This window comes from Oceanospirillum multiglobuliferum, from assembly GCF_900167095.1.
Classification (GTDB): domain Bacteria; phylum Pseudomonadota; class Gammaproteobacteria; order Pseudomonadales; family Halomonadaceae; genus Oceanospirillum; species Oceanospirillum multiglobuliferum.
Map to the genome: position 1 here is coordinate 60075 of NZ_FUXG01000009.1, position 22471 is coordinate 82545.

General features: G+C 43.4%; 21 protein-coding genes. 9 read left to right on the plus strand and 12 right to left on the minus strand.

The window, feature by feature from the left end:
• The first annotated feature begins 45 nt into the window (after positions 1-45).
• Positions 46-393 carry a hypothetical protein gene (locus B5D26_RS07870; RefSeq protein WP_078745181.1) on the plus strand — a complete coding sequence of 116 codons (348 nt, stop codon included), beginning with the start codon at positions 46-48 and terminating at the stop codon, positions 391-393.
• Between the two features lie 94 nt (positions 394-487).
• On the opposite strand, the gene B5D26_RS07875 is transcribed toward B5D26_RS07870, so the two are convergent.
• The 3 genes from B5D26_RS07875 to B5D26_RS07885 all read right to left on the minus strand — a co-directional run bounded on the left by B5D26_RS07875 (position 488) and on the right by B5D26_RS07885 (position 3394).
• On the minus strand, positions 488-1765 hold the full coding sequence (locus B5D26_RS07875) for an NAD(P)/FAD-dependent oxidoreductase (protein ID WP_078745182.1): 1278 nt from the start codon (positions 1763-1765) through the stop codon (positions 488-490).
• 78 nt (positions 1766-1843) lie between these two features.
• The gene (msrA, locus tag B5D26_RS07880; RefSeq protein WP_078745183.1) at positions 1844-2458 is read right to left on the minus strand and encodes a peptide-methionine (S)-S-oxide reductase MsrA; all 615 of its coding nucleotides are present in this window, start codon (positions 2456-2458) and stop codon (positions 1844-1846) included.
• 81 nt (positions 2459-2539) lie between these two features.
• Positions 2540-3394, minus strand: coding sequence for a DNA ligase (locus B5D26_RS07885; protein WP_200810642.1), 855 nt, complete (start codon positions 3392-3394; stop codon positions 2540-2542).
• A 237-nt stretch (positions 3395-3631) separates the two neighbouring features.
• Here B5D26_RS07885 and B5D26_RS07890 point away from each other — a divergent pair, with 237 nt between their 5' ends.
• The 6 genes from B5D26_RS07890 (at position 3632) to B5D26_RS07915 (ending at position 7848) form a co-directional block, all read left to right on the plus strand.
• Positions 3632-3889, plus strand: a complete 258-nt coding sequence (locus B5D26_RS07890; protein WP_078745185.1) for a BufA1 family periplasmic bufferin-type metallophore — start codon at positions 3632-3634, stop codon at positions 3887-3889.
• Positions 3890-3972: 83 nt separating this feature from the next.
• Positions 3973-4827 carry an MNIO family bufferin maturase gene (gene bufB / locus B5D26_RS07895; protein WP_078745186.1) on the plus strand — a complete coding sequence of 285 codons (855 nt, stop codon included), beginning with the start codon at positions 3973-3975 and terminating at the stop codon, positions 4825-4827.
• Positions 4820-5638, plus strand: a complete 819-nt coding sequence (locus B5D26_RS07900) for an HvfC/BufC N-terminal domain-containing protein (RefSeq protein WP_078745187.1) — start codon at positions 4820-4822, stop codon at positions 5636-5638. The genes bufB and B5D26_RS07900 overlap by 8 nt, the downstream gene beginning before the upstream one ends.
• Positions 5639-5648: 10 nt before the next feature.
• Entirely contained in the window at positions 5649-6098 is a 450-nt protein-coding gene (locus tag B5D26_RS07905) for a DoxX family protein (protein WP_078745188.1), read from the plus strand.
• 83 nt (positions 6099-6181) lie between these two features.
• A complete protein-coding gene (locus B5D26_RS07910; RefSeq protein ID WP_078745189.1) occupies positions 6182-6436 on the plus strand; it encodes an FmdB family zinc ribbon protein in 255 nt (84 codons plus the stop codon).
• Positions 6437-6636: 200 nt separating this feature from the next.
• Positions 6637-7848 carry a multidrug effflux MFS transporter gene (locus B5D26_RS07915; protein WP_078745190.1) on the plus strand — a complete coding sequence of 404 codons (1212 nt, stop codon included), beginning with the start codon at positions 6637-6639 and terminating at the stop codon, positions 7846-7848.
• Positions 7849-7914: 66 nt separating this feature from the next.
• Here B5D26_RS07915 and B5D26_RS07920 read toward each other — a convergent pair whose 3' ends face one another.
• The 7 genes from B5D26_RS07920 to B5D26_RS07950 all read right to left on the minus strand — a co-directional run bounded on the left by B5D26_RS07920 (position 7915) and on the right by B5D26_RS07950 (position 18466).
• Positions 7915-9222: a GGDEF domain-containing protein gene (locus B5D26_RS07920; protein ID WP_078745191.1), complete on the minus strand. Its 1308-nt coding sequence runs from the start codon at positions 9220-9222 to the stop codon at positions 7915-7917.
• A gap of 4 nt (positions 9223-9226) precedes the next feature.
• Positions 9227-9991: a substrate-binding periplasmic protein gene (locus B5D26_RS07925; protein ID WP_159445617.1), complete on the minus strand. Its 765-nt coding sequence runs from the start codon at positions 9989-9991 to the stop codon at positions 9227-9229.
• A gap of 19 nt (positions 9992-10010) precedes the next feature.
• Positions 10011-10814 (minus strand): substrate-binding periplasmic protein, encoded by an 804-nt coding sequence (locus B5D26_RS07930; RefSeq protein ID WP_139776639.1) that lies wholly within the window; start codon positions 10812-10814, stop codon positions 10011-10013.
• 304 nt (positions 10815-11118) lie between these two features.
• Positions 11119-14190, minus strand: coding sequence for a D-2-hydroxyglutarate dehydrogenase YdiJ (gene ydiJ, locus B5D26_RS07935; protein ID WP_078745194.1), 3072 nt, complete (start codon positions 14188-14190; stop codon positions 11119-11121).
• Positions 14191-14772: 582 nt separating this feature from the next.
• A complete protein-coding gene (locus B5D26_RS07940) occupies positions 14773-15579 on the minus strand; it encodes a DUF1338 domain-containing protein (protein ID WP_078745195.1) in 807 nt (268 codons plus the stop codon).
• 240 nt (positions 15580-15819) lie between these two features.
• Positions 15820-17424 carry a glycerol-3-phosphate dehydrogenase/oxidase gene (locus B5D26_RS07945; RefSeq protein ID WP_078745196.1) on the minus strand — a complete coding sequence of 535 codons (1605 nt, stop codon included), beginning with the start codon at positions 17422-17424 and terminating at the stop codon, positions 15820-15822.
• 106 nt (positions 17425-17530) lie between these two features.
• Complete coding sequence (locus B5D26_RS07950; RefSeq protein WP_078745197.1) at positions 17531-18466, minus strand: LysR family transcriptional regulator ArgP; 936 nt, start codon at positions 18464-18466, stop codon at positions 17531-17533.
• 128 nt (positions 18467-18594) lie between these two features.
• Between B5D26_RS07950 and B5D26_RS07955 the strand changes: the two genes are divergently transcribed.
• Complete coding sequence (locus B5D26_RS07955; RefSeq protein ID WP_078745198.1) at positions 18595-19218, plus strand: LysE/ArgO family amino acid transporter; 624 nt, start codon at positions 18595-18597, stop codon at positions 19216-19218.
• A gap of 69 nt (positions 19219-19287) precedes the next feature.
• Here the strand turns inward: B5D26_RS07955 and leuA are convergent, their stop codons facing one another.
• Positions 19288-20958 carry a 2-isopropylmalate synthase gene (leuA, locus tag B5D26_RS07960; RefSeq protein WP_078745199.1) on the minus strand — a complete coding sequence of 557 codons (1671 nt, stop codon included), beginning with the start codon at positions 20956-20958 and terminating at the stop codon, positions 19288-19290.
• Between the two features lie 288 nt (positions 20959-21246).
• Here leuA and B5D26_RS07965 point away from each other — a divergent pair, with 288 nt between their 5' ends.
• A complete protein-coding gene (locus B5D26_RS07965; RefSeq protein WP_139776638.1) occupies positions 21247-21720 on the plus strand; it encodes an Lrp/AsnC family transcriptional regulator in 474 nt (157 codons plus the stop codon).
• Between the two features lies 1 nt (position 21721).
• Here B5D26_RS07965 and B5D26_RS07970 read toward each other — a convergent pair whose 3' ends face one another.
• On the minus strand, positions 21722-22456 hold the full coding sequence (locus tag B5D26_RS07970; RefSeq protein WP_078745201.1) for a substrate-binding periplasmic protein: 735 nt from the start codon (positions 22454-22456) through the stop codon (positions 21722-21724).
• Positions 22457-22471 lie beyond the last annotated feature (15 nt).

The following is a 22471-nucleotide window of genomic DNA, read 5'->3' on the forward strand; positions in this document are numbered from 1 at the left end:
GGATGCAGATTTTCCTACAGGTTCATTATGTGCTAGGAGAGTAACATGAAATATGTACTTATTTTTATTGCAGTTATGTCTTCTGTTGCTTTTGCTGAAACACTCATTACGGATAGCTTCACAATCCAAATTGAGCGTGATTGCGAAGAAGGTGAGGTAACTTGCGATATGATGAGATTCATATACTCACCCACCGACATTGAGAAAAAACAAATTGCTATCGGGAGAACTGTACATACAACGTGTGCTGATGGCATTACCCCATGTGCATTCCAGGGTTATGAATTTATGACTGATGGCGCCAAATACTTTATTTACAATTCCGGCATACTAGAAATTACAGATATTAAAAATAAGCCGTTACTGGTAGAGCAAGGTAGATGGCAATATTAAAAGCATCTAACAATTGCCCTTTTTTAATAGGCTATTTACTAACCACCTTCCTTGGCAGTTAGATTGGTTCTAAAGCTGAAAACGGTGTATTGGTTTAGTCGTTTTTCAGGCGCTCCACACCTATCATCTTCAGTATTTGCTTTTCATAGAAAGGCTCAGGATTGCCTGTTTTCATTTTACGGATGAAATATTTTTCAAAAGCCACTTTCGCTAAATGCACCCATTTACCTTTTTTGAACCAGCTCACATTACGAGGTGGAATTTGTGGAATAGCCACAAAAGCTGCGCCTGTGTCGCCCATATCCGCAAGGCAGATGGCATTCCATGTCGCTTTGGCTTTTGGTTGCTGGCCTTTTAATACGACATCAATATTCTCTACAATGGCCGTTACCATGGATTCAATCATGTAGCCTGTTTTGGGTACGCCCGTTGGCACTGGGGTCACTTCGGTTGGTGGAATGGCGATACAAACGCCCGCTGACCAGATACTGTCATATTTAGGGTTCCGCTGATGCTCATCAATGAGGACAAAGCCTCTTGGGTTGCATAGCCCTTCTACTGCTGCAACGGCATCAACCCCTTTAAATGCAGGCAGCATCATAGAGTGCTTGAAGGGTAGCTCATGCTGCTTGATCACTTCGCCTTTTTCATTGTGCTCGTCTACATACATCATGCCTGCTTCAACTTTGCTGACTTTGGCGTTGCAGATCCATTTGATGTGATGTGCACGTAGTTCAGACTCAAGCATTGATTTAGAGTCTCCTACACCTCCTAAACCTAAATGACCAATATAAGGCTCACTGGTGACATAGGTCATAGGTACTTTGTCGCGCACTTTACGGTTTTGCAGTTCTTTGTTCAGAATAAAGGCATATTCGTAAGCAGGGCCAAAACAGCTGGCACCTGCCATTGCCCCTACAATAACAGGACCTGGATCAGCACAAAGGGCTTGGAAGTTTTCATAAGAGGTTAGTGCGTGAGGTAGAGAACACACTGACTGTGTATGGCCACCTTCAGGGCCAGCCCCCGGCACTTCATCAAAGGCCAGTTTAGGGCCTGTCATGATCAGCAGATGATCGTAGGAAAGGGTTTCTTGATTGCTAAAGGTGATCTGTTTATTTTCAGGGTCAATCTGGTCAACGCGCTGGGCAATAAAATTAATATTCTGTTTTTTCAGATATGGCTCAATTTTGAAGCTGATTTCATCAGCACTGCGCCAGCCCACTGCGACCCAAGGGTTAGAGGGTACAAACTGAAAATAGTCTCGTTCGTTGACAACAGTTACTTCATGTTCTTTATTCAGCTTGTGGCGCATCTCGTATGCTGCCGCCATGCCACCTGTTCCTGCACCTAAAATCACTATATGAGCCATCGCAGGCCTCCTTTCTTATATTGGTTATAAGCCTGCGATCTATACTATTAACTTTCTATTATATAAGTAAAGATAAAATTAGTCTTTACTGTACTTGTCACCCCAAACAACTTTTAGGCGTTTGTCTCGACCGCAGCTTTGCCGATAAAAGGTATACCGAATAGGATTGTTCATGTAATAGTCTTGATGGTAATGCTCAGCGGGATAGAAAGTTGTGGCGGGGCTGATTATCGTACTGAGCTTGGCTTTTAGCTCTGTACTTACCTTTTGCTTGCTGGCCTCTGCCAAGCGTTGTTGTTCAGCATTATGGGTAAAGATTTCAGCACGGTATTGGCTACCTTTATCGCAAAACTGAGCATTAACAGCAAAGGGGTCAATATTCACCCAGTAGACTTCAAGCAATTTTCTGTAACTGACTTTACTGGGGTTATAAACAACCTGTACGGCTTCTGTGTGTCCGGTTTTCCCTGCGGAAACTTCTTGATATGTTGGGTTTTCTTTGTGACCACCAATATAGCCAGAGGTGGTGGAGATTACGCCGTCTAAAGCATCGAACGGAGGTTCCATACACCAGAAACAGCCCCCTGCAAAGGTGGCAACCGCCTGCTGTGAAGGTGCAGTTTGAGCCAGTGTAGTAGGGCTGAGTAAAACAGTAGACAGGCTAAGGGCTGCGATAATGTACGAGCGAGTCATATTGAGAGTCCTCTAGGGATAGATGGCAACTGTTGATAATTGATACGCTGAAAACAACGAGATAGATTCAATGCCTAGCCCTTACTCTTCTCGAACTCTCATAAAGCGTGCAAATCTAGGTAGCCCGTTGGCGGTTTTGCCGTTATATCTAAAAGTAATGGTCTGCCCGATTGCAGGAGGATTTTGGCGCTCTTGTAGGCTAAAGCCGCTGCCAATCTTAAAGGTCTTGCCATCATTTAATCGCACTACAAGTGCGCCCATTAGCCCTGAAAACTGCCCTTGCCCCTGGCTATAACCTATGATTACCGCTTCGGTATCTTCGTAGAGTTTGTACTTCAGCAGATCATCGCTGCGACCAAGTTGATGGTATGCGGAACCTCGGTGCAACATTAAGCCTTCAGCCCCAGCTTGACTGAGTTGCTCTAGCCGCTGTTGTAATGCTTGGTGGTTAGCAAACTTTTCATGAGCTACAACATTTAACCAAGGCAGATCAAGCTGCTCGGTTAAGTGCTTCAGATCTGCCAATCTTTGGTCAAAAGTAGAGAGTTGTGAAGGTAAGTCAAACAGTTGATAACTGACCGATTGCCAAGCTTGATGATCTGGCTGCTGTGTACGCACTATGCCTGATAACTCTGCAAAACGGCCTCGTCCTAACCACAGTTCACCATCAAGCGGAATAGGTGGCAGACGATGAATAAACCATTCGGGCGCATTAATTGGATGGCCTTGTCGAGTGTAAAGTCGTTCACCATCCCAATAAGCTCGTACACCGTCGAGCTTTTCGCTTACCCAATAATCACTGAGATTGTCCTGCTGCTGGTATTGGGCGGCTAACATAAGAGGGGGTAAAGTGTTGGCACTTAAAAGGCTGGGCCAAAATAGGCCGCCAAATGTAAGAGGCAAACAAGCAATAAGCTGGATCTTAACTCGGCGCATAGTGATTCTCCGTTTCATCATAAGCTTCCATATAACGCTTAATACACTGTAGATAGGTCTGGCTTAGCGCTCAAGAGAGTTTGCAACCCAGAATGCTCAGTTGATCAAAAGCCTGATATCGATCAGATAAAAAAATAATTTTTTTGAATCCATTCCAGAAAGCACCGCGTAATTGAAGTTAAGCGCGCTAAGAACAATTTCAAACCTAATTTATTTTTTTGTTTTAAGGTGATCAAAATGTCTCAATCTAAATTGGCTATGGCTGCTGTAATGTCTGGTGTTATCGCTTTGGGTGCAGCTACTGCAACACCTGTGATGGCCGCTGAGAAAGAGAAATGCTATGGCGTTGCGAAAGCAGGTCAGAATGACTGTGCAACAAAGAATAGCTCTTGTGCAGGCACGTCAAAAAAAGACTTCCAAGGTGATGCATTCTTAGCTGTCCCTAAAGGTATGTGTGGCAAGTTAGCGGGTGGCAGCTTAACGGCTAAAAACTAGTCTCAATATCAGAAAGGGCTGACTCAACAATAGTTGCTGTTAGCCCTTTTTCCCTCTCAGATGATAATAATGACGGCTGATTTATGACCATTCTACCCAACCAAGTTGGCATGGGCTTAAGAGCACCTCACTATCAGGACCTGCTTAGTAATCAACCAGATGTGAGTTGGTTAGAGGTGCACTCCGAAAACTACCTAGATGACGCCAGTGTGCAGCGCCATATTTTGCGTGAACTGTCTCAACATTACCCACTGAGTTTTCACGGTGTAGGGTTGTCATTAGGGTCTACTGACTCGCTTAACCTTCAGCATTTAAAATCCCTGAAAGAGCTAGTGAATGAGTTCAATCCTGCACTTTTATCGGAACATTTAAGCTGGAGCTCTGTTTCAGGGCGCTATTTTAATGATCTGCTACCTATACCTTATACCAAGCAAAGCTTGCAGTACTTTTGTCAGCAAGTAGACCAAGCTCAGCAGTTTTTAGGGCGTCAAATCTTAATTGAAAATCCAACCGCTTATCTAAGCTACAAAGATTCAACGCTCACTGAATGGCACTTTCTGAACAATTTAGTTGCAGAAACAGGCTGTGGCTTATTGCTGGATTTAAACAATATTTATGTGAACAGCGTAAATCATCAGTTTGAGCCGTTAGATTATTTAAGCCAAATTAACCTTTCTGCTGTGCAAGAGCTTCATCTGGCAGGTTTTACTATCAATGAGTATGACGAGGGCCAAATTCTAATCGACAGTCACGGTAGCCCCGTATGTGACGAGGTTTGGCAATTGTTTTCTTGGGTGCGTAAGCTCTGTAGTGCACCAGCCTTAATTGAGTGGGACAGTGATATTCCTGATATAGAAGTTCTATTGGCTGAAGTTGATAAAGCAAAAAGCGTTCAAGAACGGACTCAAAATAGAACAGGAGCGCTGGAAAATGTCTGATCTAGCACAGATACAGCAGAACTTTGCCCAAGCATTAACAGAGAGCGGTACTGCCCCTCAGTTGACACAGCAAATTGAAGCAGGAGTATTTTCCGCAGAGCAAAAACTACAAATTTACCGCAATAACTTTATCATGAGTTTAACTGATGCTCTGCAAGCCACCTATCCTGTACTAGCGGTGATGGTTGGCGATATTTATTTTGCACAGCTTGCCAAAGCCTTTATTCGACAAATTCCTGTGCAACAGCCTTGCATAAGTCATTTTGGCGATCAGTTACCCCAGTTTATGCGGGGGCTAGAGTCACTTGAAGAACACCCTTATCTCCCTGATTTAGCGCAGCTTGAATGGTATTACTCATGTCAGATTAATCGCATGCCAATAATGAGCCAATTCCCTTTCACTGATTTTTCAAAGTTAGATTCAACGGCACAAGAACATGTTGTATTTACGTTGAATCCATCGCTTGTTTTATTTCAGTCAGAATGGGCCGTAATTGAGCTGTTCCAAAGAATTAAACGGCATTTAACTGAGCCTGAGCATGCTACAGACCCTCTACAGGGTTTTATATTAGAGCAGCCTCAATGTGGCTGGATTAAAGGTAGTGCTATGGCAGAAGTGGAAGTACAAACTTGCCAACCCTTGCTATTCAAAATTTTACAGCATTGCCAGCAAGGCCTACCTTTTTCTCAATTCTCTCAAGACGCTACTCAACAAGGTGGCCCAGAAATCTATTCTGTTGAGCAACTGCAAATGGCCTTACAGCAACTGATCGCCAGCAGTGTAATTACCTCATACCATTTAGCCACTTAGGGTGTTGATCATGAACCTACATCAACTGAGCAAATACTACACCGGCTTTTTTCAGCAGCTCGAAACTTGGCTGACGCCAATACTGCTATTATTTGTTCGCTTTTGGGCAGCAAAAGCTTTCTTTCAAGCGGGTTTAGTTAAAATTGCTAGCTGGGATAGCACGTTGTACTTGTTTGAATCGGAGTATCAAGTACCTATTATACCTTGGCAATGGGCGGCTTATTTAGGCACTGGTATTGAACTGTTACTGCCCCCCTTGTTATTACTTGGCTTATTAAGCCGAATGACAGCAACTGTTTTGTTCTTGTTTAACATTATGGCGGTTATCTCTTATCCCCTATTATGGGAGCAAGGTTTCTATGATCACCAGCTTTGGGGCTTAATGCTATTGATGACTGCCATTTTTGGTGCTGGTAAGCTTTCCGCTGATCAGCTTCTGAAGAGGCGCTACTGCCAATAACATATTGATTATAATATTGTTAATCCGCTATAAAATGGCATCTGATTTTAAATCTCTATGCAAGACAGTTTGTTGAGGTGAATATGCCGACTTATGATTATCGCTGTGAAACAACTGGGGAAGTGTTTGAAGTAAAGCACCCTATGGCACTGAGTGTAAAAACTTGGGGCGAGCTAAGTGAGATAGGAGGTTTCGATCTAGGAGATATAGCCCCCGACTCTCCTGTTAGCAAAGTACTCAGTACAGGTGGTGTGGTGAATAGCAGTAGCTTAAAAAACCCTAATTTACCGCCTTGTATGACAGGTGGTGGTTGCTCGGGTGGGTTCTGTGGAGCCTGACAATTTCTGATACTCTGTAACCTCACGTTTCGATCAGCTTGAAGAGGTTGAATAATTAAATTTAGCTTCTTCAAGCGCAGTTCCAGTACAATTCCCTCCGTAAAGTTGAATGTGACAGTGGATATTGCCATAGGCTTTAATCCTACTGGAGCCGATGCTCGTGTATTACCTCTTTTATCTATCAATATGACAGGTTAGCCATGCCTTCTACTCAAAAAAAGCCATTGCCCTTCGGTGAGTTTATCGCTCTGCTTGCGCTATTAATGTCGTTAGTCGCATTGGCAATTGATGCAGTTCTGCCAGCAATGCTGCAAGTGGGACACGCACTACAAGTCACCGATACAAACCAGTTACAACTGATGATCGGAGTTGTATTTTTAGGCTTGGCAATTGGCCAAATTTTCTATGGCCCACTTTCTGACAGCGTCGGACGAAAGCCTGCAATTTACTTAGGTTTAGTCGTTTTCTTTATCGGCTCTGCGATCTCTGTATTGGCTGAAAGTTATGAAATGATGCTATGGGGGCGTTTTATTCAGGGGATAGGTGCATCTGGGCCAAAAGTGATCGCGGTTGCTTTGGTGCGTGACCAGTACGAAGGACGCGCAATGGCAAGAGTGATGTCTTTTGTGATGGCGGTATTTATTGTGATGCCTGCTCTTGCGCCTAGTCTTGGTGCAGGTATTCTGCTCTTTTTTGGCTGGAGAGAAATTTTTGGTTTCTTTATGCTGCACTCTGCCTTGGCCTTATTTTGGTTTGCACGACGCCAACCGGAGACTTTGGTAGTGGAAAAACGTGTGCCCTTTTCAGCTAAGAACATCTGGGCAGGTACTAAAACTACACTCGGCAATCCAATTTCTAGGGCTTATATTATTGCTGCAGGTTTGGTTTTTGGGGTTTTTATTGCTTATCTCAGCACAGCTCAGCAATTATTTTTAGACATATTTCAAGTAGATACACTCTTTCCGCTTTATTTCGCAATGTTGGCTTTGGCTATAGGAATGGCGTCACTAATCAATGGTCGTTTAGTCATGAAGTATGGTATGCAGCGCATGGCTAATTTTGCGATGAAAGTGATGATGGCGTTTTCGGTACTATTCGTAGGAATATTATTGGCTAACCAAGGGCAAGTGCCTTTGTGGGTGTTTATGTTGTTTACCGCCATAATTTTTTTCTGCGTGGGGCTGTTGTTTGGCAATATGAATGCCCTTGCGATGGCTCCACTGGGACATATTGCAGGCTTAGCCTCCTCTGTTATTGGTTCTGCAACTACTTTTATCTCAATGTTTTTTGGGATTATTATTGGTCAAACCTACAATCAAACACTCTACCCATTGTTTCTTGCCTTCGCGGGGCTAGCACTGGGAGCATTTTTAATCACAAGACCCGTACAAGTGAGGGACGAGGTAAGTTAAGCCTAGCGATATTTATCGGAACATAGGGTAAGGTGGAATGCTACTTATCCTATGTGATCCAGAATATTAATTAACTGGTAAAGTGTTGCTGTTACGTTGGCCTACAACCACTTTGTTGCGTCCACTGGACTTAGCTTGATATAAGGCTTTATCAGCCAGCGAAAGCAGGCTATCAACAGTGTCTGTCACATAGCATTTGCTTTCAATACCGATACTAACCGTGAAGTGAGGAATAGAAGTCTGTTGTGCGGACTGCTCAGACAAACAAACTCGAATGCACTCAGCTAGCTTGAAAGTATCTAAACTGTTGTGCTGGGTTAACAGTATAGCGAACTCCTCCCCGCCTAAACGCCCTAAAAAGCAACCTTCCGGCAATAAATCTCGAATCCATTGAGTACAGAGTTTTAATGTTTCATCACCTGTTGCGTGGCCATATTCGTCGTTAACACGCTTAAAGTGATCAAGATCCATCATGAGTAGTGCAAGTGGTGCTTGTTTACTATGGGCATTTATTAGCTCTTCTTCGGCTAGCTCCATGAAATAGCGTCGATTATAACAACCAGTTAAAGAGTCGGTTGTTGCCATTTCATGCAGTTTTTTCATGGTACTTGATAGTCGGTCAACGGCATGGTTAATGGTTGCTATTTCATCATAGTCAGCCGCTCTAAGCTGATACTTTTTACCTGATTCAATGGCTAATAGTGCTCGGCTGGCATCTGTGACAGGGGTTACCAAGTGACGCCTTAAAAGCGTGGCAGCCACAATTAATACAAACACAAACAAAGTAACACCTATCATGCCTACGATTAAAATTCGGCTACTTGTTTGAGTAATTTTTTGTAGAGTTTGACTTTGTAAGGCAGTGGCATCGGTAATAATACGGTTTTGTAGTTCAAATAATACCTGCTTGTGTTCGCCCCACTGGGTTTGTAAAACCTGTTCTTTTTGTTGTAAAAGTTTTAGTTGCTGATCTCTATCACTATGATCAGCGGGTAATTTAAGGTACTGCTGGCGTGCAATGCGTAGCGCTTTTATCAGCTCATAAGCATCTCTGACCGCTTTTTGTATTTTGGGATCGAAGTTAAAAGAGGGCTGATATGCCAGTACTTGTGCTGCTAGTGCATTGCGGCGCATTAACGCCAAATCAGCACCATAAGCAACCAAATCCCCCATACGCTCTAAACGTTCTAGATTCAATGCCGCTCTCTGATGTTCGTGGATAGAAGGTAATAGCTCTTGCTCACTTTTTTGTGCTAGCTGCGCTGAGTAATTACTCAGCAATAAAATGGCAGCCACAATTAAGCCTGTCACGGCCACAACCAGCAATGAAAGTCGGTTCAGAAGATGTTTGATTTTTAGGCGGCGTTCTGGCATCAGTTTAATAAACGTTAAATGGGAAGTATTGATTAATGATCTGACGTAGTTTGCCCTGTTTCACCAATGCGGCTAAGGCGGAGTCGATCTCTTGCTGTAGCTCAGGCTGCTGCTTTGTAATGCCGATATGTACCGTGCCTGATAGAGTAGGATTGTTAATAGGTTCGCCAATAAAATCCATGCGACTATTTTCAGGTCTTTGTAAAAAATTAAGTGCAAATAATGTTGGTGCGATAAGGTAGTCAATCTCTTGCTTGTTTAATTTGCTCAGCCCTTCACCTATTGACGACAGCTCAATAACTTGCGTATGCGCATGCTCAACCAGGTATCTATTTTGAGCGGAACCTTTTTGGGTGCCGACCTTGTTGTTCATATCCTTTAATACTTGCTCTGGATCTAAATGTGCTTTATCTGCGCTACCTATCAGACTAGTGGTTGAGCGATAGTATTTGGCGCTAAAGTTAATTTTCTTTGCCCGCTCAGCAGTGATCAGAAAATTAGCAGGTGCAAACTGGACTTCATTATTTTCGAGTGCCGGAATGATTTGGGGGAAACGCATCACAACAAATTCACACTTTGCTTTCATTTCAGTACAAAGCGCATTAGCAACATCTACGTTAAAGCCTTTTAGTTGGCCTTGAGCATCTCGATAGTTAAACGGCTGAAAGGAGTCAGAAATACCAATTTTATAACTATTATCAGCTAACGTTTGGTTGCTGCCTAATAGTGCAAATCCTGCACAAAACAGGCTGATTAATTGACGTTTCATAGAAGATCCCCGTACAAAACTAATACACATTAAACGGAAAGTATTTTTTATTCAGCTTGTTATAGGTGCCATCCGTGAGCAATGTGCGTAACACTTGATTAATCTCGTCTCTGAGTACCTCATGTCCAAAAGGTAAGCCTACCCCAACTTCACCCCCTAAATTATGATCACTCAGCGGTTCGCCAAGCAATTCAAGCTCTAACTCAGGGTGTTCTGCCAAAAACTTTAATTGAATAATTGCAGGAAACAATACTTGATCAACCTCTCCGGCCATCAATGCCTTGTAGGTGCTTTGAATATCAATAAATGACACTGTTTCAACAGCATTTCGGATTTTCTGTAACAAATAACGCTCTTGCGTTGAACCTTTGACCACGCCAATCCGTAAGGCTCTATATTGCGGTTGGCTTACATTGCCAAGGTAACTGGAATGGGAGCGCATATATCTTTCACTGAATAGGCTCTTCTGTTTGCGCTGTTCGGTGATTAGAAAAGAAGACAGTGCAAAATCTAGTTCTGCTGTTTGTACCTGCTGTAAGTTTATATGGAAGGGCTGCAGTTTAATTACACATTGACGTTGTAAACCGTTGCAAATTGCCTGCGCCAGCTCCACTTCAAAACCTGTCATTAGTCCTTTGTCATCAATATATCCCATAAATGGGGCGTCTATGACACCGACTTGCAGCGAGAGAGAACCGTTACTATTAGGCTGATCTGCATTAACAGGAGTTGAGGCAAAGCACAAAATAACGGTAGTGACAAATAATATGCCAAACGCTAAATAAGAAGAAAATCTACAAAGTGCAATCCAAAATAAAAGCATTATTTCTAATGCCTTATGCTTTTTGCTGTGAAAATAGATTTTGTCAGCAAAGCTAACTCCCAAAATACGCACTCCCTTGAACGATCTATTGAATGATCCAATTCTACCTAGGGATAACCCTAAGTGAATAGCAGAAATTGTGCTGTATAAAACTCTAAAACAGTCATTTTGTATATTTATTGTTATTTATCATAAGGTTATAGATAAGTATGCTTTAGTACTGTTTTGCGAAAAATTACCCTTTTCAAGTACAAACACCACTCATTCAACTGAAGGAATGGTGTTTGTAAACAATATACTCAATCTAGGCGTTTAGTTTTTTCAGCAACAGTTGAGCTGGATGGGGTACCTGCTTTTGATCTATACGTTTAACTTGGCTACGACAAGAGTATCCTGTAGCCACAATTCTGCCTTGTTTGTCTGAGTGGTTAATCACCGCAGACCAACTTTGACTATAAAGCGCCTTAGAAGTTGTCTGATTTGCGGTCTCGTGCCCGTAAGTACCCGACATACCGCAGCAGCCTACAGTCTCAGGTGTTAACTTTAAACCAAAGAACGAGAACGCTGTCTGCCAATCTTTGATTGAAGGAGCAGCATTGGTTTTTTCAGTGCAATGCGCCAGTAAGAATATCTCTTCATTGTGCAGATTAATGTTTAAGCTGCGCAGATACTCCCCCTGAGTTGCAAACCATTCTTGGAATAATTTAACTTCTGGCAGCGAGGCCGCATCAACTGATTTTGAATACTCCTGACGGTAGGTCAGCGTCATTGATGGATCTATACCAATTAAAGTGACACCTGTTTGATTAAGTGCTTTTAGCATTGCAGCATTATCGGCAGCGGCTTTATCAAAAGCTTTCATCATGCCGTGCACATGCAGAGGTTTACCGTTAGGTTTGAATGGTGCGATAAAAACGCGATAACCTAAATGGGTTAGAAGATCCATAATGTCTAGCACCAAGCGCGTTTCAAAAAAGCTCGTAAAAGCATCTTGAACTAGAACAACTGTTTTATCTTTCTGCTCTGCGGGTACTCTATTCAGAGCCTCAGGTGTTGCCCAAGCCACCCCGAAGCGGGCAAGCTCTTTGGCAATGTTTTCTTTGCAGATGAGAGGGCTATCAACCATGCCTGCGTATTTCTTTAGTAACTTTTGTACAAAGCCTAGCTGCATAGGCGTATTGTAAAGGCTTGGCATACGAGCCAACGTTGGAATGACATACTCTAATGTACCAACGAAATAGTCTTTCAAGGGACGCAAGTAGCGGCCATGATAAAGTTCTAAAAACTTAGAGCGAAATTCTGGTACGTTCACTTTGATAGGGCATTGGCCAACGCAAGACTTACAAGCCAAGCAGCCTGCCATCGCCTCATAAACTTCATGACTGAAATCATACTCACCTTTGCGCTTGGCCAAAGTGTTTTTCAGCCGGGGCACAAATGTACCTACAAAGTTACTGTTACGCACTTCTAGTACTTCTTGATTTAAGTCTGCACCAGCCTTTTCCTGTAAGCGTAGCCACTCACGCACTAAAGAAGCGCGTCCTTTTGGTGATTGTGTGCGCTCGCGGGTCGCCTTCCAAGAAGGACACATCGCATCATTAGGGTCAAAGTTATAGCAGGCACCATTGCCGTTACAGTACATCGCGGCATTAAAAGTATCCCGTGTGGCTGGGCTAATTTGGCGATCATACTGACCTCGGGTAGGTACAGCATCAATCTTTAGTAGCTCAGCACCAGAGCGTGCAGGCGTAGCAATTTTGCCTGGATTAAGCTGATTGCGAGGGTCAAAGGTCGACTTGATCTCTTGCAAAAATGGATACAGCTCACCAAAAAACTCAGGAGCATATTCGGAGCGAACCCCTTTACCATGCTCGCCCCATAGTAGGCCTTTATATTTCTGTGTTAGCGCTACCACTCCGTCGGTGATCGTGCGAATCATTGGTTCTTGAGCAGGGTCTTTCATATCAATGGCTGGACGCACATGTAACACGCCTGCATCGACATGGCCGAACATACCATAGGCTAAGTTATGGCTGTCCAATAGTGCACGGAACTCCATGATAAAATCAGCCAAGTTCTCCGGTGGTACGGCAGTGTCCTCTACAAAAGGAATCGGGCGTTTCTCTCCTTCTGCGTTACCAAGCAGGCCTACAGCTTTTTTACGCATTGCCCAGATTTTGCCAATTTCACCGGCTCCACTGGCAATAGTATATGCAAAGCTCTTACTAACCTGCCCTGACACTTGATCAAGGTGGGTTGTCAATTTGTCAAGTTTCGCATTGAGTTCAGACTCATCATCTCCGGTGTACTCCACCAAATTGATGCCTGCAATCGCTTGATTCTTGCCTTCAGGAAAGTAGCTGCGAACGGTATCCCATGAAATATCGTTCATGGCTAAATTCAGTACCTTAGAATCCACCGTTTCAATAGAGGTAGGATTCCAATCCATCAAGTCTTTCGCATCTCGCAACGCATCATTAAAGCTGGCGTACTGGATATTGACTAAGGCAGAGAACTTTGGAATAGGCAGGACATTAAGTTTGGCTTCGGTAATAAATGCCAGACTACCTTCAGCACCACACAGAAGTGCGTTTAAGTTAAACTGGCCTTCATCATCTCGAATATGAGCAAGGTCATATCCTGTTAGACAGCGGTTCAGTTTTGGAAACTTTGCCGCGATTAATGCTTTTTGTTCAGTAAAAATTTGATCTGCTATGCGGTGGACAGCACCCACACGGTCATCACGCTGTTTAATCTGGGTCAGTTCCATATCGCTAACTGGCTTAGATAGCCATTGACTGCCATCCAGAAAGACAGCATTTAGCTCTAAAACGTGGTCGCGAGTTTTACCATAAAGTACAGAGCCTTGCCCGCTCGCATCGGTGTTAATCATACCGCCAATGGTGGCGCGATTGCTGGTTGAAAGCTCTGGGGCAAAAAACAACCCATAAGGTTTTAGGGCCTTGTTCAACTGGTCTTTAACCACGCCCGTCTGTACTCGTACCCAGCGCTCTTCAGCGTTGATCTCTAGCACTTGGTTCATATGCTTCGAGATATCAACCACCAAACCATCGGTTAAAGACTGGCCATTTGTACCTGTGCCGCCTCCCCTTGGTGTCAAGGCAATGGTTTTAAACTCGTCCTGATTACTCAGTTCAGCGATTAACACCAGATCATGGGTGTTTTTCGGATATACAACAGCCTGAGGCAGTAACTGATAGATAGAGTTGTCAGTGGATAGCACTGTACGATTAGCATAGTCAGGGTTTAAATCACCTTGAAAACCTTGTGCTTTTAGTGCATCGATAAAAGCCAAATACTTTTTATCTAGTGCGCCAGCTTGAAGCGGATGAGTCTCAACCAGTTGTTTAATCATGCCTGTAAGGTGCCTATCTGAAGATGACGAGTGAATAGCAATAACGAGCGCGTTCGCAAAAGACTTACTAAAAAATAGGCGTGAATTTTAACTGAGTTGAGTGGATTAGTCAGTATTCTCTACCGAGTTGATGATGGTGGCTTATTCGACTTTAGTATCGTCTATATAGAGAATTTCAATGATGAGAACCGTTTGAAAAATGCAGTGTTCAAAAAACAACCAATCTAAGATCAAGGGGCTGATTTTGTCGCCTTTAGGCTGCTTTTATCAAGTTTTCCATAGGATTATCCACAGCTTTTGTGGGTAACTTTTAGCAGTGCTTAAATGATGTGAAAAGTAATAAATTCAAAATTATAAAATTAAATATTCTTTAAAAACATATAGTTAGATTAAACCCTACGCTCTTTCTACCTTAATATGAAATAGATATCAAGTCCTTGAACCAAGCATTTAAGTTAAATTGTCACAAAAAGCAGTTGAAGTTTTTGCTTTCATGACAAATCCCAATTTTCTGGGGATAAATCATCTCTTTTAACCAAAAACATTTGACATTGCCAATTCAGCAAGCTGATTTTTTAAAGCTTATGTCTTTAGCACTGACGTCGAATCAAAAATATGATTGGCACTGGCTGGCACAAAGCCTTCATAGATCTGCCCAGATAAATCGGTATGACGCTGCGCAAACTCGTAATAACAGGTACTGACCAAATGTTCAGAGCCATCAGCAAAATGCATCAGCATCTTGTCAGCCATTGTTGCCCCTTGTTCCAGTAAGGTCTCTTTAGAGCCTTTTATGCGCCCCCCTGACTGATTCAGCTGAATACCTAAGCCCTCTACTCGGTCTAAGACTGCTGATAAATCCTTGTGCTGGGTTAAATGGTTGACACTTAAAGTAAAGTGATTAGCTCTTAGCCCCATAACAGAAAGCCAAGCAGCATATTCACTTTCTTGTAGAAGCGTTTGATAATCATGCCAGCAGGGCATTGACCATAATCTACCCGCCCAAAAAACGGCAGGCCGCTTCACCACTTCCACAGGAATTTCTTGTATCAGTTTATAAATGATCTGCTGCGCGGCTTCCGATAGCTGCGCTGTAATCAGCTCACTGAAAAAAATTCTTGGTAAGCCTTTCTCCGGCGGTAAATAGCACCAAGCATTAAGATGTTTATCGCTGAAATAATAGGGCTCAAAGTGTTGATAGCCCATGTTGAGGAGATGTTGCTCTAGCATTACCAAATTGATAGGAGATTGGTCAAAGGTGCGAAAGGCTAAATGATCATTAACTAGTGTTTCCCCTGCAGCCTCAAAAGCTAAATGAATTGTTTTAGCCTGAGGAGTAACGTGCAAATAATCAAACCAGAGCTGCTGGATAAATTGATGAGTCTGCATATCAGATCCTCTCTCAGCGAAGGCATTCACCATAATTGATCGACATATCTGCTTTCAGTATAGAACAAGTTTTTGAGTTGCTGGCCTGAAGTAATAGACAAACTGATAGGGTCAGAAAAAATATCTCTCCAAAATGAAACTTTTAAGCCGTACTACACTCTTAATCTTTGCCAATCTTGCGTTGCTATACGCAAATGATTCGACAAGAGTGTTATCACTCTCATCAACCTTTTGGGGGCATTATGCCCCCGTTTTTTCATCCCTGTTTTTTGCCCTATAGGGTTGATAGCAATACTCTATTAAGCTCAAATATTTCGCTTTCTCTAGTTGCCAATGTGCCTCTGTCCAGCCCAAATGCTTGACACATAGAGACTTAATGGTAGGTAAAACCTCTTGACCACCCTCCGGTAAAAGCAAGCCCAGATGTGTACGTCTCAGCATTAGGTCATCTAAATGCTGTACGGAAAAATGCGTTAAGTGCCATACAATTTCTGCTTCATAATACAGGCTTGAATTCAGCTTTTTGCTAACGGGTTCAAATTGATGCAACGCCGTTGCTGTTACAACACCATAACGTTGTTGTATATTTTCAGGAATGTTTTGAGTGCTGGCATCAAATTGATTGATATTACCTAGCTCACGCCAAGGCTTGGAAATTGGGATATCAGGCTTAAAGGTTATTTGATTGATTGCATCTGTTGCCATTTTCTGAAAAGTGGTTAATTTACCGCCGCATAGATATAACTGACCATTTTGCCACCAAACTTGATGCTCCCTCGCTTCAGCTGAAGGTTTGTTATCCGCTTTTAACTTACTGAGTACTGGGCGTACACCTGACCAAGCACTAATACAGTCTCTTTCAGTTAAGGCACTCGCTGGAAAATAGTGGTTTAAAGCCTTTAGCAAATACTGCTGTTCCTCTGGCTGCATACGCACAGGTAGACCTAAAGATGATTTATGGTCTAAATCTGTTGTGCCCGCCAGAATTTGCCCTTGCCAAGGTAAGGCAAACATCAAACGGTTATCATCTGGGTGAAATAAGCAGAGCGCTTGCGTCAAAGGTAGTTTGCGTGCAGATATAAGCAGGTGACTGCCCCGCAATGGCCTGACTTTAAATTGATGTATTGATGCATCTGGTGACTTTGTCCAAGCGCCTTCAGCATGAATGACTTGTTTGCATCTCACGCGAAACGCTGGCATGTCCTCTGGCGTTACCTTAACAGAGAAATAGCGCCTAGGTGTTTCTATTGATTGAATATCGCTGGCCTGACAATAGTTATATGCAACTCCACCTAAAAAAGATGCCTCAAGTAACACCCTTAAGGTTAAAAACGCATCATCGGTGACAGCATCTTGAAACTCTGTGGCGGCATACAGCTGCTGGGTTTTAAGTTGAGGTAAAGCCTGTTTCGCTTCTTGGCCTGTTAAGCCCCGATGGTAACGTTTCCCTGCTAAAGCATCATAGAACCACATCAACAGTCGAAAACTTAATCGGCTTGGCGCTTCGTCTTTATAATGAGGCATTAATATTTTGAGATGGTCAACCAGCCCAGGAAGTTGCTTACACAACTTTTCACGCGCTTTAACCGCATCACGAGTTAAGCGAAATTGCCCTGTTGCTAAATAACGAATACCACCATGCACCAGCTTGCTAGAGCGGCTGGATGAGCCTGAGGCAAAGTCATTCTGCTCAAGCAGTAGTGCTTTATAACCTCGACGCGAAGCTTCAAACAATAATCCTGCACCTGAGATCCCTCCCCCGATAATCACAATATCCCAATCTTGCTGAGTTAACTCGGCCATCGTGCCGGCTCGCCCTTTGGCAGTCCAATTAACTGGCAACATAAGTCCGCTCCTTATCGCCCTATTTTTGACGAAACTTATATTGAGTATTGCACAGACTGCTTGGTTCGACAGGGTAGATTTAAACCGATATTAAGCTCTAGTCGTATTAGCGCCGTATTGGCTGCGGATGAATTAATTCTGGATGATTAGCAATGCTATCTAGCTGCTGCTGACAAGTGTTTATCAACTGCTCTGTTAGCAGTTTGATTGTGGCTGACTTCAGGTTCCAAACATGCCAATACAATGGCACGGCCATATATCGCCCTGGTGTTAGGTCTTGCACAATACCTTGTTTAAGCTGCGCTTTGCTTTGTTGATCAGGGATCATGCCGCAAGCAAAACCTCGAATAACCATTTGAAAATAGGGGTCAGATGAAGGAATTCGATGTCGTGGGTATTCGCTGGCCTCAATACCAAAAAATGTTTTCAGATAACGGTTTTGTAGTTCATCTTTGTTGTTGAACTCTGCTACTGGTGCATATCGAAAAGCTTCAGCTGAAACACCATCAGGGAAAAAGCGTTGAATGTAATCAGGGCTGGCCAAACAGCGGTAAGGCATAACACCCAGAGGAATGCAGCTACAGCCCTGCATGGGCTCTGGTGAAGAGGTGATACAACCCATCACCTCTCCTGTGCGTAATAAATGATGCGTTTGCTCTTGATCATCCACTTTAAGGTCTAACAACAGTTGATGTTCTAAAAGTAGAGGGCTAACGGCATCTATAAACCAGGTTTGCAAACTGTCAGCATTGATACCAATCGATATATGAGCAAAGCCTTTATCTTCTTGCGGCGATAAATCGTGCAGTAACTCATTCTGCAACATCATCACCTGTCGATAATGTTTCATGGCCTGCCTACCTGCTTCAGTCGCTTGTATGGGGCTAGTACGAATGACCAAGGTTTGCCCTAAGCGATCTTCCAGCTGTTTCAAACGCTGTGATACAGCAGACTGAGTAATAAACAGGCGACGAGCAGCTTTATCAAAACTTTGCTCTTCAATCACTGCGGCTAATGCTGCCAACTGCTTCAGTTCTAACACGGCCACTTCCTCACGCTTATCATTAGATATATTAATCTATGATACAAATCATTAGTTTTACTTACCTTATCGCCAAGTGCAACATAAGGTCAATGCTTATAAGTGGTCAAGACAGGTGGAGGTTAGAAATGGGAGTTATGCTCAGCCAGTCAATGTTGGCACTACTTAAAGGTTTGGGCACCAGTGCTGGCTTAATTATGGCAATTGGTGCACAGAATGCGTTTGTATTATCTCAAGGCCTGCGCAAGCAATATCACTGGCATATTGCAGGTATTTGCAGCCTTTTTGACGGTATTCTAGTTAGTATTGGTATTTTAGGTGCTGGTGCTTTAATCACTCAGTCTGAGTTTTGGCTACTGGCAGCCCGTTGGGGTGGTGCACTATTTCTATTTTGGTATGGCTTTAAAGCATTGAGATCAGCGCTTAAGAGTAACAGCCTAGAGACTGGTGCGGCAGAACTCACCAGCCTGCGAAGCGCTATTATAACAACCGTTGCCATTACGTTGTTAAACCCGCACGTTTATTTGGATACAGTCGTTTTAATTGGCAGTATTGGCGGTCAGTATCCTGCCGATGAACGTTTATGGTTTGCAGTGGGGGCTATTAGCTTTTCGTTTATTTGGTTTTTTAGTATTAGTTTAGGCGCCCGCTGGCTAGCGCCGCTATTCAAAAAACCAATGGCATGGCGTATGTTGGATGCAGGGGTTTGCCTAATGATGTGGTCAATTGCGGTCAGTTTATTAATGGCTTAAACAAGGTGGTGCATTTTTTGGGTGTAACGCAAAAAACTCTCGCCTCAGTGAGGCGAGAGTTTTATTTTCTTACGCCACTGTAGCGCCAGCGCTGATCAGTCTTGTACTGGCTGCAGCCAATACTGCATTCAAGTTAGCCGCTACAGTATCTTCACTGATGGCGACACCTGATTGGATTTGCTCACCAAACTTAACTTGTACGTAAGTTACGGCTTTAGCATCGCTACCTGCTGATAGGGCGTGTTCGCTGTATTCTGTCACTTGCACAGTCTCGCCCAAAGTTTCTGCTAAAGCCTGTGTTAAAGCATGAATAGCGCCATTACCTTCACCTTGCAGTGTGAGCACGTCGTCACCACAGCGTACAGTTGCATTCAGGTAATCTTGATCGCTACGTTCAAGTTTGTAGCTGACCAGCTCAAACTGTGCTGCGCTGTTTAAATAATGTTGGTCAAACAGTTCCCGAATTTCTGTTTGTTTCAGTTCGCGAGCTTCTTGCTCTGTGTGCTTTTGAACCTTGCCTGCAAACTCAATTTGCAACCAACGCGGCAGTTTCAAGCCATATTCGCTCTCTAGAATATAAGCAACCCCACCTTTACCGGACTGGCTATTGATACGGATTACCGCTTCATAACTACGTCCCAAATCACGCGGGTCAATCGGTAAATAGGCCACGTCCCAAGCTTGTCCCTCTTGATAGCGGCTCAAGCACTTTTTAATCGCATCTTGGTGACTGCCAGAAAATGCGGTGTAAACCAACTCGCCAATATAAGGGTGACGAGGATTCACAGGGATATTGGTGCAGTATTCCACTACATCAACAATTTTCTGAGCATCAGCAAGGTTCAGCTCAGGATTAACCCCTTGGCTATACAAGTTCATCGCCATGGTGATGATATCCATGTTACCTGTGCGTTCACCATTGCCCATCAAAGTGCCCTCAACGCGATCGGCACCTGCCAATACACCTAGCTCAGCGGCAGCTACTGCACAGCCACGATCATTGTGTGTATGCAAACTGATCTCGACTGAGTCACGTTTGGCAATGTTACGGCAGAACCACTCGATTTGATCTGCAAATACATTTGGTGTCGACATTTCAACTGTCGCAGGCAGGTTCAATATCACTTTGTTTTCTGGTGTTGCTTGCCACTCAGCCACAACCGCATCACAAATTTCTACTGCAAAGTCTAGCTCTGTGCCCGTGAAGCTTTCTGGCGAGTACTCTAATCGCCACTGGGTATCAGGGTGCTGTGCCACTCGCTCTTTAATCATTTTTACACCAGAGATAGCGATGCCGACAATCTCTTCGCGAGACATGCAGAACACCTGCTCACGTTGTACTGTAGAGGTCGAGTTATACACGTGAACAATGGCTTTTTTCACCCCTTGCAGTGCTTCGATAGTGCGATCAATTAGATGCTCGCGGGCTTGGGTTAAAACCTGTACCGTGACATCATCAGGAATCATATTGTTGTCAATTAACGCACGAACAAAGTCAAAATCTGGCTGAGAGGCCGCAGGAAAGCCCACCTCAATCTCTTTGAAGCCCAGTTCAACCAATAAACTAAACAGTCGCTTCTTCTGCTCTACGGTCATAGGATCAATCAGAGCTTGGTTACCATCACGCAGATCAACGCTGCACCACTGAGGGGCTTTTGTAATGGTGTTATCAGGCCACTGACGATTCTCGATTTGAATCGCAGGAAATGGACGGTATTTTTGATGATTGAAACGGCTCACAGTAAATTCCTTAGCGGATAGCAGGAAAAAGCAATTCGATAAATGTTGGCAGGCGTAATACGCCGACCTTAACTCAGCTGGCTCTTTTGAAGCACTGCATTACGCATATTGTACCATCCTTGTGAGATGGCCAGACCTAGTGCTGCCAACAATTGTTATTATAATCAAAACCTTATGCACAAAGATTGCGAAGTTATGAGCAAAAAATACTTTCTATGCAAAAAAATATCGCAAGATAACTATATATTGGAATAATATTGCTCAATAGCAAACATATGAGCGATGAATATGGAATTAGATCGGACTGACAAGCGGATTTTAGACGCTTTACAAAAAAATGGTCGCATCAGTAATCAGGAGCTAGCAGAGCAGGTCGGCTTGTCGCCGTCTCCCTGTTCTCGGCGTGTAAAACAGCTGGAAGATGCAGGCTACATCAGCAGCTATGTCGCGCGTTTAAATCAATCGAAATTAGACCTAAAGCTGACCGCATTTATTCAAATAAGCCTTGATCGGCATACACCTGATCGTTTTGCGGCTTTTGATAAAGTAGTGCGTAGCTGTCCAGAAGTTGTTGAGGCTTATCTGGTCACAGGTCAAAGTGCTGACTATACCGTGAAGGTCATTGTGCCTGATATGGAGTATTACCAAGAGTTTTTGCTGAATAAGATTACTCAAATTGAAGGAGTAACAGGCGTACACTCTAGCTTTGTCATGCGAAAGGTGGTGGATAACACCCAGGTGTCGTTAAGTCACTTAGCATGATTTAATAGCTGAGCACACCTTGATCTAAAGGCAACTTGCTCAGCGCCTCTCGAAAACGCACAACTAACTCATCTGGCGTGCCTTTACTAAACGCTAAATATAGAGGATTAGATATCTCACTTAACTCATACGCTACCTCGAAGTCATCCTGCTGATAACCCAGCTTACTGACTCGATAACGAAAAGAGTTTAACTCCGCGGGCATAAGGTCAATATAGCCGCGCTTTAGCATATGTATTCCACTGTCTTCGCTAGCATACTCGATAGGTTTAATGCCTTTGCTTTTTAGATAAGCGCCTTTGACATCCTTAATCAGGCTGCCTACTTTGTAGTTATGGAGTTCTTCTAGCTGTTTAATATGGATATCTTCAGCGCTTTTCAGGCGGAACACTTTCACATCAAATAGAATGAGGCGCCCAACCCATTTAAACAAAGGCTCTCTTTCTGGGGTTCTAGCGACAACAAATAGCAGTGTATTAGGTTCTCTTAGAGCGACATCGTAGGCTCTAGCCCAAGGATAAACCTCTATTTTAATATTTAGCCCCATCTGCTCTAACATGTTTTCGACTAGTGCAACGGCTATCCCCTCTGCTTGGTCTCCAGCACTAAAACTATAGGGTGGGAACTCTGAGGTAACAATACGAATTGGGGTGACAGCTTGAAAGTCATCTTCAGCCATTACGCTAGATGACCAGCATCCAAACAATAGGCAGAAAACAAACATAAACTTGGGCATGAGAGGCCCCTCTAA